The sequence below is a fragment of the uncultured Nonlabens sp. genome (assembly GCF_947495285.1).
Classification (GTDB): Bacteria; Bacteroidota; Bacteroidia; order Flavobacteriales; family Flavobacteriaceae; genus Nonlabens.
The window spans coordinates 24,981-38,841 of the sequence record NZ_CANLXZ010000032.1; the positions used below are offsets into that span (position 1 = coordinate 24,981).

At 35.6% G+C, this 13,861-nt stretch carries 8 protein-coding genes and 3 pseudogenes; 9 read left to right on the forward strand and 2 right to left on the reverse strand.

Translation table 11 applies throughout. From position 1 onward, the window contains the following. The first annotated feature begins 52 nt into the window (after positions 1–52). From ytxJ to katG, 4 genes are all read left to right on the forward strand, one after another. Complete coding sequence (ytxJ, locus tag Q0838_RS12095; protein WP_298955465.1) at positions 53–460, forward strand: bacillithiol system redox-active protein YtxJ; 408 nt, start codon at positions 53–55, stop codon at positions 458–460. Positions 461–464: 4 nt separating this feature from the next. Then, positions 465–1,292 carry a M48 family metallopeptidase gene (locus Q0838_RS12100; protein ID WP_298955468.1) on the forward strand — a complete coding sequence of 276 codons (828 nt, stop codon included), beginning with the start codon at positions 465–467 and terminating at the stop codon, positions 1,290–1,292. A gap of 77 nt (positions 1,293–1,369) precedes the next feature. After that, positions 1,370–2,716 (forward strand): MFS transporter, encoded by a 1,347-nt coding sequence (locus tag Q0838_RS12105; RefSeq protein WP_298955471.1) that lies wholly within the window; start codon positions 1,370–1,372, stop codon positions 2,714–2,716. 135 nt (positions 2,717–2,851) lie between these two features. Beyond that, entirely contained in the window at positions 2,852–5,089 is a 2,238-nt protein-coding gene (gene katG / locus Q0838_RS12110; protein WP_298955474.1) for a catalase/peroxidase HPI, read from the forward strand. Positions 5,090–5,781: 692 nt separating this feature from the next. Here katG and Q0838_RS12115 read toward each other — a convergent pair. Both Q0838_RS12115 and prfB read right to left on the reverse strand, forming a co-directional pair. Next, entirely contained in the window at positions 5,782–8,274 is a 2,493-nt protein-coding gene (locus Q0838_RS12115; RefSeq protein WP_298955477.1) for an outer membrane beta-barrel family protein, read from the reverse strand. A gap of 70 nt (positions 8,275–8,344) precedes the next feature. Further along, entirely contained in the window at positions 8,345–9,451 is a 1,107-nt protein-coding gene (gene prfB / locus Q0838_RS12120; RefSeq protein WP_298955479.1) for a peptide chain release factor 2, read from the reverse strand. A gap of 120 nt (positions 9,452–9,571) precedes the next feature. Between prfB and Q0838_RS12125 the strand changes: the two are divergent. From Q0838_RS12125 to Q0838_RS12145, 5 genes and pseudogenes are all read left to right on the forward strand, one after another. Beyond that, positions 9,572–10,591 (forward strand): annotated as a pseudogene (locus Q0838_RS12125) (GntG family PLP-dependent aldolase). 134 nt (positions 10,592–10,725) lie between these two features. Continuing rightward, the gene (locus Q0838_RS12130) at positions 10,726–11,832 is read left to right on the forward strand and encodes an OmpA family protein (RefSeq protein WP_298955482.1); all 1,107 of its coding nucleotides are present in this window, start codon (positions 10,726–10,728) and stop codon (positions 11,830–11,832) included. Positions 11,833–11,901: 69 nt separating this feature from the next. Next, positions 11,902–12,657: an RHS repeat-associated core domain-containing protein gene (locus Q0838_RS12135; protein WP_298955485.1), complete on the forward strand. Its 756-nt coding sequence runs from the start codon at positions 11,902–11,904 to the stop codon at positions 12,655–12,657. Positions 12,658–13,081: 424 nt separating this feature from the next. Then, positions 13,082–13,222: pseudogene (locus Q0838_RS12140) on the forward strand (transposase); the annotation flags it as partial. A 492-nt stretch (positions 13,223–13,714) separates the two neighbouring features. Further along, positions 13,715–13,861, forward strand: a pseudogene (locus Q0838_RS12145) (transposase); the annotation flags it as partial.

Here is a 13,861-nt window from a genome sequence, read left to right on the forward strand (position 1 = left end):
GGTGGAGTATGTTTTTATTCCGCTTTCGCGAAAGCGATAAAATTAATAGCATATGGGATTTATAGACAAGCTGTTTAGATCACAGCGAGATATTGCAAAGGAAGAGATGGATGGTATACAATGGGATACTCTAGAATCCATCGATCAATTAGATAATATTATTAAAAATTCTAGTATCAAACCCAAAGTAATCTTTAAGCACAGCACAAGATGTGGTATTTCTAGAATGGTTTTTAATCAGTTTCAAAAAGGTTATGAAAGTAATGATGACAATGTGACTTATTATTTACTAGACCTGTTATCATATAGAGATGTCAGTAATGCTGTAGCTCAAAAATTAAATGTGGTACATCAATCTCCTCAAGTAATCATTATTTATAATAAAGAAATAGTGCATACGGAATCTCATCATGGCATCGATATTAAAAAAGTTCAACAAATTGTAAGTAGTAAAAATTAGAAATATGAAAAAGACGACTATTATATTAGCACTCACTGTAACCTTGTTTCTTTCTTCTTGTGCTACAAATGTGTTTACTGGTAAAAAGACATTAAAACCTATAGCAAACGACCGTCTTTTCCCGATGGCATTCTCTCAATATGATCAATTTCTAGATGAGAACAAGGTTATTACCGGTACACCAGACTCTAAGATGATAGCAACGGTAGGTGGGAAAATAAAAACGGCGGCTCAAAGATGGTTAAATGCAATAGGTCATCCTGAGTATTTAGAAGGATATGAATGGGAATATAATCTAGTTAATGATCCTGCGGTTAATGCATGGGCTATGCCAGGTGGAAAAATAGTTTTTTACACAGGTATTTTACCTATTTGTCAGGATGAGACAGGTGTTGCCATAGTCATGGGACATGAAGTTGCGCATGCACTGGCTAACCATGGAGGACAGCGTATGAGTGCCTCTCAATGGCAGTCTATTATAGGTACTGGAGTAGCTGTGGGATCACAAGTAGCAGGTCTGGAGTCAGGAACACAAAACTTAATTAATCAAGCGTATGGTGTTGGTTCTCAAGTAGGAGGTATGTTGCCGTTTTCTAGATCTCATGAGACTGAAGCAGATAAAATAGGACTCTATCTAGCTGCGATGGCCGGTTATAACCCAGACGAAGGTGCTCTTTTATGGGGACGTATGAAGGCAAATAGTGGTGGACAGTCTACTCCTCAAATTTTAAGTACACATCCATCTAACGATAGCCGTATAGCAAATCTTAAGGAACTTGCTCCACTAGCAAAAGCAGAGGCCGCAAAATATGGTGTTACATCATTCAAATAATAAGTTTATTCTTTACTTAATGTTTAAGTAATTTAATAATCATACTTTTAAAGGGTTCTTACTAGAACCCTTTTTTTATGAAACAAATTTTACCTCGCGGCTCTAAAAAATTATTAAATGCATGGGCATTTTATGATTGGGCTAACTCTGTTTACTCACTAGTAATTAACAGTGCCATCTTCCCTATATTCTATGCCTACATAAGTATGAAAGCATATGAAGAAGGAAAAGTGCCAGAAATACTTAAGGACGTTAATAATGAGTCTATAATAATTGTGACAACTGCCATCGCTTTTTTAATAGTTAGTATTATATCACCCATTTTATCTGGAATAGCAGACTACTCTGGAAAGAAAAAACGATTTCTTCAATTCTTCTGTTATTTAGGCGCATTAAGTTGTATAGGCCTATCATTATTCAGTTTTGATTATTTATGGCTCAGTTTATTGGTCTATATGATGGCTTTAATCGGTTTTTGGGGTAGTCTGGTATTTTACAATTCATACCTGCCAGATATTGCTTTTCCAGAACAGCAAGATTCCATAAGTGCCAAAGGTTTTTCTATGGGATACATAGGTAGTGTTTTGCTCCTTATAATATGTCTTATTTTAATAGAAGGTGGCTTTTACCCAGATAATGGATTATTACAGGATACTTTTCTTGAAAATTCGTTCTTTAAATTAGATGCGATACAACTGTCTTTCATCCTCGTAGGATTCTGGTGGATGGGCTTTGCACAATATACCTATAAATATTTGCCCCTAGGAACTAAAAAGGATAGTACCCAAGTAAAGAACATTTTAACCAATGGTTTTAAAGAATTAAAAAAAATATGGAACAACCTTTCTGAAGATATACAAATGAAACGCTATTTAGGAGCATTTTTTATCTACAGCATGGCAGTACAAACAGTCATGTTAGTCGCTACTTATTTTGGTACAGAAGAAGTAGAGTGGGAAGAAGATGGGGCAACCATGGGATTAATAATCAGTATACTTCTCATACAGCTGGTGGCCATATTAGGAGCATGGTTAGCTAGTAAGCTTTCGCGAAAGCTAGGTAACATCAAAACCCTAATCGTAATAAATATCTTATGGGCAGTTATATGTATTTATGGTTATTTTGTGGTAACACCGTTACAGTTTTATATAACCGCTGGTTTTGTAGGTCTTGTGATGGGCTCTATACAATCGCTATCTAGAAGTACCTATTCTAAAATGATTCCCAATAATAATCCTGATACGGCTTCTTATTTTAGCTTTTATGATGTTGCTGAAAAAATAGGTATCGTTATAGGTATGCTCATATTTGCTATAGTAGGAGAATTGAGCGGTTCTATGAGATTACCAATTTTATTCTTAATAGTTTTCTTTTTAATAGGCATAGCTTTACTTGCCAGAGTGCCTAGAATTAAAAACATATGATAGTACTGGTTTATGATTTGTGTTTTTATAATAGTTTTTACTTATAGTAAACTTAATTATAACAGTTATAAAAAATCAAAACACTTTCAGAATTAAAATATATTTGAACGATTTAATTAATGAAATACCGTAGTTATGAGTGATAAAAATTCAAAAGTCTGGGACATAAATGATTCTCAAGATATTTCAAAATGTCCATTTATGGGCGGTGGTGCAACTAGAGCTGCTGGACAAGGAACAAAAAATAACGATTGGTGGCCTAACCAGTTAAGATTAAATGTTCTACGTCAAAGCGCTACAAAATCAGATCCCATGGATCCAGATTTTGATTATGCGGCAGCATTTAAAAGCTTAGATATAGAAGCATTGAGAAAAGATTTGACACATTTGATGACCGATTCTCAAGACTGGTGGCCTGCAGATTATGGACACTATGGTGGTTTATTTGTTAGAATGGCATGGCATAGTGCTGGTACTTATCGAGTAGGAGATGGACGTGGTGGCGCAAGTGTAGGTAATCAACGTTTTGCTCCTTTAAACAGCTGGCCAGATAACGGTAACCTAGATAAGGCTAGATTATTATTATGGCCACTTAAACAGAAATACGGTAAAAGTATCTCATGGGCCGATCTTATGATTCTAGCAGGTAATGTTGCTATGGAATCTATGGGATTAAAAAAATTAGGTTTTGCTGGTGGACGTGTAGATGCATTTGAACCAGAACAAGATATCTACTGGGGTAGTGAGACTACATGGTTAGGTAATGAAGAGCGATATAAAACAGGTGAGTTAGAAGGAATGTTAGGAGCCGCTCACATGGGTTTAATCTATGTAAATCCAGAAGGACCTAATGGAAATCCTGACGCAATAGGTAGCGCACATGATATAAGAGAAACTTTCGGCCGTATGGCTATGAATGATTATGAAACTGTGGCACTTGTTGCAGGTGGTCATACATTTGGAAAAGCACACGGTGCAGCAGATCCAGATAAATATACTGGAGCAGAACCTGCTGGTGCAAAAATAGAAGAAATGAGTACGGGATGGAACAGTTCTTATGGTACTGGTCATGGTGATGATACCATTACTAGTGGTCTAGAAGGAGCATGGACGCCTAATCCAGATAAGTGGGATCATGACTATTTTAGAGTATTACTAGATTATGAATGGGAATTAACTAAAAGTCCTGCAGGTGCTCACCAGTGGAAACCTACTGCTGCTTCTAATGCAGACCAGGCTCCTATGGCTGGTGACGCTTCAAAACGTCAGGATCTTATGATGTCTACAGCAGATATAGCTCTTAAGACTGATCCAGAATACCTAAGAATCTCTAAACATTTTAGAGATAATCCAGAAGAATTTGAAGATGCATTTGCAAAAGCGTGGTTTAAATTAACACATAGGGATATGGGACCTTCTTCTAGATATTTAGGAGATCACGTTCCAGAAAAAGAAGAATTATGGCAGGATCCTATTCCTACGGTAAAACATGAATTAGTTAATGAAAAAGATCTTTCCTTTTTAAAAGAACAAATTCTAGATTCTGGTCTATCAGTAAATGAGATGGTAGCAACAGCATGGGCTAGTGCATCTACTTATAGAGATAGTGATAAACGTGGTGGAGCAAATGGTGGTCGTATAAGACTATCGCCTCAAAATCAATGGGAATCAAATAACCCAGTAAGATTAAGAAAAGTACTAGATGTTCTAGCTGGTATTCAAGAAGCATTTAATGCAGCGCAAAGTGGAGATAAACAAGTTTCCATGGCAGACTTGATCGTACTAGCAGGTAACACAGGTGTGGAAAAAGCTGCAAAAGATGCTGGGCACGATATCACTGTACCTTTTACAGCTGGTAGAGGAGATGCTACTCAAGAACAGACAGATGTAGAATCTTTTACTTATTTAGAACCTCGTGCAGACGGTTTTAGAAATTACATCAATAGCTCACAGAAAATAGCTGGTGAAGATTTACTAGTTGATAAGGCTAGTTTATTAGGATTATCTGTTCCAGAAATGACAGTTTTAGTAGGTGGATTAAGAGCAATGGCTGCAAATTTTGATGCGTCGGACTATGGTGTATTTACCGATACACCAGGACAGCTAACAAATGATTATTTTGTTAACGTGTTAGATCTTAGTACAACATGGAAGTCTAAGTCATCTTCAGATTTATTATTTGAAGGTCGCGATCGTAAGACTGGTCACTTAAAATGGACAGGTACTCGTGTAGATCTTATCTTTGGTTCTAATACAGAATTAAGAGCGATTGCAGAGGTTTATGCAAGTAGTGATAGTAAAACAAAAATGGTTCATGACTTTGTAAAAGCATGGAATAAAGTCATGAATGCAGATCGTTTTGATGTAAAATAAATCAACTAAATCCTCAACTCATTAATCGGATTTAGGCTTATTAACAGTGTATCTCATCCTTTACTACACAAAATATTTTAGTACAGGTATAAGAACAAAAACCCCAAAAGAAGGCATTCCTGCCTGAAATTGGGGTTTTACTTTTAAATGACTTAGAATACTACATAGGATTTCTGACTTACCAGCTCGTCGCTCTCTTTTTCCATCATCGAGGTTGATGATTTATTTTACACTCGTTTTCTACAGATAGATCTCGTAAAATAAACTCTAGCCATTCTTAGGAAGGACTACTATCGATTTTTTATCTCAAAACAGATCATAAGGAAGACGTCAAATTTTTAGTCTCATGGATTATGTGCAGGCACTTTGTTTTTAAATTGTTACCGTTGTTGTTTTTATAAAAACTAGTAGAGCAACTCAACAGCAATCTTGATTATCGTTCTTGTGTGATATATTTATATTTTGAACGTTTGACTTATTTTAAAATCATAGGTCAGTTGCTTTGTGAGCTGGTATAATTTCTAGATAACAATGCTTTAAATAAGATTCTCTATGATAAATGGAGTGATTTTATGGATAGCCCAGAGCAAGATCACAGTAGATGCTACTTGTAATGAAAGTAAGCTACCTAATTTTAGGTAAGGCTACAGTAAATATAGAGAAAGAGGTAAAATAAAGTCAAAGTTTGATGCTTAAAATTCAAAGTCATCTACACCTTCACCATCGCCTCTACGAGAATTTTTCTTTTTTTGATTAAATCGATATACAAAGCTTAAATTAATCTGACGTTCTCTCCATTGAAACTCACTCACAGTTCTAAAAGCAGGAACCTCTTCCATAGTTAAAGGATCTATTATGGGCTGTCCGAATCGTGTGCTTTGTCTTTTACGACTATTAAATAAGTCACTTACGTTTATAGAAATAGTCGCTCTTTCTTGCAATACATCTTTACTCGCGGCAAGATTCATTGTAAATATTCCCTCATTAGTACCTTGAGCATTTGCAGATGCTCCACGGTAATTTAATCTAGTTTGTAGATCTATACCTGATGGGATAATAAATTTTTGATTTAACCGAGCAAAGTAAGTTATGTTTTCAAAGTCAAAATCGATAATTACATTTTCTCCATTTATAGTATTTTCATATATACCGTCCGTACTTACGTTAAAAATATTAAAATCTGTATTGATAGTCCACCATTTAAATGGTCTGTACATTATAGTTAATTCATAACCTAGACGTTCTTGAGTAGATAAATTTACGGGAGTACGTCGTATAACTGGATCACCATTATCTGTTATAGTGCCTGTATCTTCTTGAATAAACTCCCAGTTAGCATCACTACGGTTATAATAAACAGATGTATTAAAAGTAAATTTACTCCATCTTTTTAAATAACCTAAATCTATAGAGTTAGTAAAAGTGGGATCTAGATCTACATTACCTTGAAATACGTTAGACTCACTAGACCTACTCGGGAAAGGGTTTAAGAGACGACCTCTAGGTCTTCTCACACGTCTGTTATAGCCCAAAGTAATATTCTCGCCATCCTGTATCTCATATCCTAAATTAAGAGTAGGGAATAGGCTGCCGTAATCTTTCTTATCTTCTGTAAGTGTAGTGGCTTGAGAAATAGTAACATTAGTTTGCTCAAACCTTAAACCTGCAAGGAAAGAAAATTCACCAAATTCTTTACCATACTGACCATAAATAGCGTTTACTAGTTCTTTATAATCAAAGGTGTTATTAAGTCCTACATCTGGAAGTAAAGGTCCGTTAGGTAAATCTTCTTGTGCTATTTCCTTTAAGAAAAAAGAATTGCTTATATCACGGTAGTTACCTCTATAACCAGCCTCAAATTGAGTATCTTCTCCTATAGGTAATACATAATCCATTTGTGCTGTAGCATTTTGCTCATCTTCATCACTTAGGGTTCTTTCTACATCATTAATAGTGTTAGTAGTAGTTTCTGTCTCGAGAATATCTGCATTTTGATCTTCTATTGAAGTAGAGTATTGCATACTTGCTGTGATTTTCTGGCCGGTACTATCTAGATCATTTTTATAATCAATAGAATATTGTACTCTAGTATCATCTTCGGCTTCAGTCTCTATACGAGTAGTAGCTTCATTTAAATTACCATTTTCATCGAGACGTTCAATAACGTTAGTATTCACATCGTCATCATTACCTATGCGGTAAACGATATTTGCTACTATGCTAGACTGGTCATTGATAAAGTATTCTGCACCTAGACTTGTAAAAAAGTTTCTACCTAAACGGTTAAAATCGCGTTCTTCATTTACAAATGTATTTAAAGCAGAACCAACTGGATATGTTGTATTTGTTTTAGAATTACCAGGAGTCTCTCTGTATCTAAAACCTGTATTAGTAAAAAAGTTCCATTTTTCATTTCTTAGATTACCATTAAAGGAAAGACCTAATTGAGGATTATAACCAGTATCTAGCTGTAATGTACCGTTAAAACCTATTAGTTTATTTTTTCTAAGAATTATATTTAAAATACCAGCAGTACCCTCAGCATCATATCTTGCACTGGGAGAAGTAATGACTTCTATTTTTTCAATAGCGTCTGCAGGTATCTGTCTCAATGCCTCAGCACCGTTAAAACCTACTAGAGCACTAGGTCTACCATCAATAAGAATAGTAACGTTATCATTACCTCTTAAAGCAACATTTCCTTCTACATCTACAGATACTGATGGAACGTTATCCAGCACATCACTTGCACTACCGCCACGTACGGTTAAATCTTTACCTATATTATATATTTTTTTATCTAGTCGTATGTCTACAGTAGTTTTCTCTGCTACTATGAGTACACCATCTAACTTTGCAATGTCTTGTTCTAGAGCGATCGTACCATAATCTTTATCAGCATCAATAACCTGACCTGTTTTAATAATGCTTTTAAAAGTAATGTATTCCCATTTTATGGTGTAAATACCTGGAGTAACATTAAATTGATAATTACCATCTAGATCAGTAACACCACCTTGTGGAGATTTATTAGGAGAATCACTAATAAATGAAATAGTAGCAAATTCAAGAGGCTCACTAGAAATTTGATCAACTAGTTTGCCCTGTATAACAACGGTGTTTGAATTTTGTGAATAGACTAATATAGCTGTTAACGAGAAGAGTAAGGTAATAATGTTTTTCATAACCATCATAGAGTTTGTACTAAGACGGCAAATCTATCTGAAGGGTTAATCAGACATTGCTAAATTTACGTTAAAGCTCTTCACTAGGTTTTTCTTTACTACTCTCCATTAAAAAAGCTTTTAAAAATGCATCTAGATCTCCATTAAGAACAGCGTCTGTATTACCAGTTTCATGTCCTGTTCTTACATCTTTAATAAGTTTATAAGGATGTAATACATAATTACGTATTTGAGATCCCCATTCTATTTTCATTTTACCAGCTTCTATTTCTTGTCTAGCGGCATTACGTTTTTGTAATTCTATTTCAAAAAGCTGTGATTTAAGCATTTGCATCGCTTTTTCACGATTTTCTAGTTGAGAACGCGTTTCAGAATTATGAATTACTATACCAGATGGGTGGTGAGTAAGAATAGCCTTAGTCTCTACTTTATTCACGTTTTGACCACCAGCTCCACTAGACCTAGCAAAATCCCAATTGATATCAGCTGGGTTAATATCTATTTCTATAGAATCATCTGCCAGTGGATATACATATACAGATGCAAAAGAGGTGTGACGTTTTGCATTAGAATCAAAAGGAGATATACGCACTAACCTGTGTACACCGTTTTCACTTTTTAACCAGCCAAAACTATAATCACCTTCTATCTCTAGAGTAACTGTTTTAATACCAGCCACATCACCAGCCTGAAAGTTAAGTTCTTTAACCTTATAACCATTCTTTTCTGCCCACATCATGTACATTCTCATAAGCATCTCTGCCCAGTCACATGACTCTGTACCACCAGCGCCGGCGGTGATTTGTAAAACAGCGCTCATGTCATCACCCTCGTTAGAAAGCATGTTTTTAAACTCTAATTTTTCAATCAGTTCATTAGTAGCATCATACTTTGCCATTACATCTTCTTCACTAGCTTCATCTTCTTTAAAGAACTCAAAGAGTACTTCTAGATCTTCAGTAAGAGTTACAGCGGTCGCATAATCTGTAGTCCATTGCTTTTTAGTACGCAATAGTTTCATGATGACCTCGGCATCTTTGGGTGTATTCCAAAAATCTGGTGAAAAGGTCTTCTCTTCCAGGTTAGTTATCTCAATTTGTTTGGCATCAATTTGTAGATAATCCTTTAATTTTTCAACACGTTCTTGTAATTCTTTAACCTGTTCGGCAGTAATCATAGTTCTATTTTGGTCGCTTGCAAAAATAGAATTAAATTATTTGCCACAACAGATACATATATACGGTATAGATATTATTTTTATCTCGCTTTCGCGAAAGCGTAACTACAACATAAACATATGATAGATTTAAGAAGCGATACCGTAACAAAACCTAGTAAAGAAATGATCGAGGCCATGTTCCATGCACAAGTAGGAGATGATGTGTACAAGGAAGACCCCACGGTTAATGAATTAGAGAGACGTGTTGCAAATATGTTCGGCATGGAAGATGCCTTATTTTTTCCTACCGGTAGTATGGCAAATCAGGCTGCTATAAAAATGCATACTCAGCCAGGAGAGCAATTAATATGTGATAAATATGCTCATGTATTTAATTATGAAGGTGGAGGAGCCTCTTTTAATAGTGGTGTTTCTTGAAGATTATTAGACGGTGATCGAGGTATGGTGACTGCTGCTCAGGTAGAGGCGGCTATAAATCCGCCAGATTTTTATCACAGTGCATTAACCAGCTTAGTATGCTTAGAGAACACCACAAATAAAGGTGGTGGTGCCTGTTATACCATGAACACTTTTAAGGAGATAAGAAAAGTATGTGATGACCATAAACTAGGATTACACCTAGATGGCGCACGTTTATGGAATGCCCTAGTAGCTACTGGGCAGGACCCAAAAGAATATGGAGAAATCTTTGACACCATTTCTGTATGTTTTTCAAAAGGAATGGGGACACCTCTAGGAACCGTTCTTACAGGTAAGAAGGAAATCATGAAAAAAGCAATGCGCGTGCGTAAAATACTAGGTGGTGGTATGAGACAAGTAGGGTACATGGCAGCAGCCGCTATTTATGCATTAGACCATCATGTTGATCGATTAAAACAAGATCATGATAGAGCCAAAGAATTAGGAGAGTTACTTAAAACCTTACCCTATGTTATTAAGGTAGAAAAGGTAGAAACTAACCTGGTGATCTTTGAAGTAGTAGATGAATTACAAGTGATGGAATACTGTAGGGTTAATAATCTGATAATAAGCAATATGGGGCAAGGTAAGTTAAGGTTAGTAACCCATTTAGACTATACTCAAAAGGATCATGTTGCGGTAATCCAGTTATTTAAGAATTATGCAATACAACTATGAGATACATAGTAGAAATGCGATTTATCGGTAAAAAAAGCTCTTTATCCAACATAATATATTTTTACTAGCTATTTAATTGGATTACTATAAATTTAAAAGACCTTTGAGTTATATATTAATCAAATTTATTCCAAATGAAAAAATTAGTACTATCCCTAGTAGCGGTTGCGGCAGGAAGTTTTGCTTTTGCTCAAGATTTACCTACTAACCCAGAGCCAGGAAAATGTTACGTACGTTGTACAACACCTGACGTTTATGAAAATGAAACGGTAAGCTTAGTTGCAACACCGGCTTATAAAACTTTAAAAGTTGTTCCAGCTACTTATGAAACTGTAACAGAAAAAGTTCTTGTAAAAGAAGCTTCTAAGAAATTAAAAGTAATTCCAGCAACTTATAAGACTGAAACTAGAACTTACCTTAAGAAACAAGCAAGTTCTACTATTGCTATCGTGCCAGCTACCTTTGGTGAAACTACTGAAACTGTAGAGGTGAAGCCAGCTTATGCACAATGGGAAATGAGTTCAGTACCACCAGCAGAATGTACTTCTTCTAACCCAGATGACTGTCGTTACTGGTGTTATAAAGGTTATCCAGCTGAGTATACTACGGTATCTTTAACTACACTTGAAAGCGATGCATCTATTAATCGTTCTCCAGTAGCAGAGGAATCAGGTACTTATACGGTACAAGTAGTAGATCAACCAGCTAGAGTTGAAGAAATTGAAATCCCTGCAGAATATGCTAACATTACTAAAACGGTATTAAAGACAGATGCTGCTACAACAGAAACTGTTGTTCCTGCTACTTCTAAGTCTGTATCTCGTGAGAGATTAGTTTCTAAAGGTGGTCTTACAGTATGGTCTGAGGTAGACTGTGAATTAATCGAGTACAATGGTCTTGCGATCAACTGGGCAACTGGTAGTGCTACTTTGACAGCTGCTGACAAAAGAGAAATCGATGTAAAACTTCTTGCTGCACTTAACAATACACCTGGTTCTAAAGTAGAAATAGGATCTCATACTGACTCTAAAGGTTCAAGAACTTCTAACCAGGCTCTATCTGAAAGACGTGCACAGTCTGTTGCAAACTATCTTATCTCTAAAGGTATCAACGCATCTCGTATAGTAGCTAACGGTTATGGTGAGAATCGTTTAAAGAATCGTTGTGCAGATGGTGTTTCTTGTACTGAGCGTGAGCACAAAGCAAACCGTCGTACAGAATTCCGTTTTATTAATAACTAATTATTAGTTAGTTAAAAAATGTATTTAAAAGGCTGTCGCAAGACAGCCTTTTTTTGTTATTATTGGTAAATGTTAAGAAATGAATTCTTTTTTAATGATTACTATCCCTTTGGACTTGAACATAAGGGTTACGGATTAGCGCAAACAGCTGATCATCCTTACAAGTTTGGAGGAAAAGAATTTAACGAAGAACTTGGACTGGATTGGTATGATGTTTCTGCAAGAAATTACGATCCTGCTCTTGGACGTTGGATGAATGTCGATCCACTCGCAGAGCAAACTATGGAGCCTTATTTGTACGCTGGTAACAATCCCATAAGATATACGGATCCTACTGGTATGAGTAAAGAGGATTATGTTTTGGGAGAAAATGGTTATTACTGGGATGAAAATGTAAGATCTGCTGATGATGCAGATTTAGGAGGTAATGAGTATATAGGTAAATCGATTATTGATGTTAACAATCATTATGAAGAGAATAATTATTTTTCAAGTCTTTTTGGTATCAGAGCTGATTGGGGAACAAACGTAGGAACACCGCCAGCAGAGGTGTATTCTTCAAGCTTAACTGATACATGGGCTGACGATTGGGAAAATTCTGGCACTTTTTTAGGAGATCTGACATACGGAATAGCAAATGATCTCAATGTTATGGGTCAAGCTTTCAATCCTTTTGATAATGAAATAACTTCATTGTCAGGAAGAGGTTTGAATGATGCCGAGATTACTGAACATGGATTGATGGGACTCGCTAATTTTATGCCTGCTGCTAAAGGAGTTCAAGGTATTAAATCCCCTGCTGGCGCCAGTATCCAAAGCCGCTAGTGCTAGTTTGTAACTAGTACCGAGCATGAGTAAAATAATAAGAACAATAAAGTTTGTAGAACACGTACATACTTTTTGTTTTAAAACAATCCTGTCCTAAATAAATTTAAGACATATCAAACCTAACCATTTTACTGGTTTGATTAGCTGTTTTATTGTTTTTTCAAAATAGAACCCCTTGTATATATTTATTTGGCGGTGGTTGTTCTTTTGCAAATGGATTATCGATCCTGCTGGCGCGAGTATCCACTGCGGCTAGTGCCCCTGCTGGCGCCAGTATCCAAAGCCGCTAGTGCTAGTTTGTAACTAGTACCGAGCATGAGTAAAATAATAAGAACAATAAAGTTTGTAGAACACGTACATACTTTTTGTTTTAAAAATTTTAATCTTAATAAATCATTTAAACTTTCCGTACATTTAGTTGATGAGTAGAAAGTATAAATTCCATAATAAAAGTGGTGCTTACTTTGTAAGTTTTTCAACAGTTAACTGGGTAGATGTCTTTACTAGACATGTTTATTTTAATGAGTTAGCCAGTAGTATCGAATATTGTAGAAAGCATAAATCCCCTGCTGGCGCTAGTATGATCGCTAGTGCTAGTTTGTAACTAGTACCGAGCATGAGTAAGTAAGAGTATTTAAAAGAATATAGAGAAGTCTTTACAGTGATGTAGGGGCTTTTTTGCCTCACCTCTTATCCTCTCCAAAAGAGAGGAAGATACTTTAGAGAATAGAATGAGTTAAGAGATAAAAAAGAGCCACCTGTGCAGGGTGGTTTTTTTATTGTGCTAGTTTTTGCACTTTTCTTTTAGTGATAAATGCATCAATAAGTGTTTTAATAGTACCTCTATCATCCTCATTCATTTGTTCTACTTCTTTGAATTGTTGTAATAACCCCTGCTGGCGCCAGTATCCAAAGCCGCTAGTGCTAGTTTGTAACTAGTACCGAGCATGAGTAAAATAATAAGAACAATAAAGTTTATACAACACGTATGGACTTTATTATTTTAAAAATTTTAATCATAATAAATTATTTAAACTTTCCGTACATTTAGTTGATGAGTAGAAAGTATAAATTCCATGATAAAAGTGGTGCTTACTTTGTAAGTTTTGCAACAGTTAACTGGGTAGATGTCTTTACGAGACATGTTTATTTTAATGAGTTAGCCAGTAGTATAGAATATTGTAGAAAGCATAAATCAATG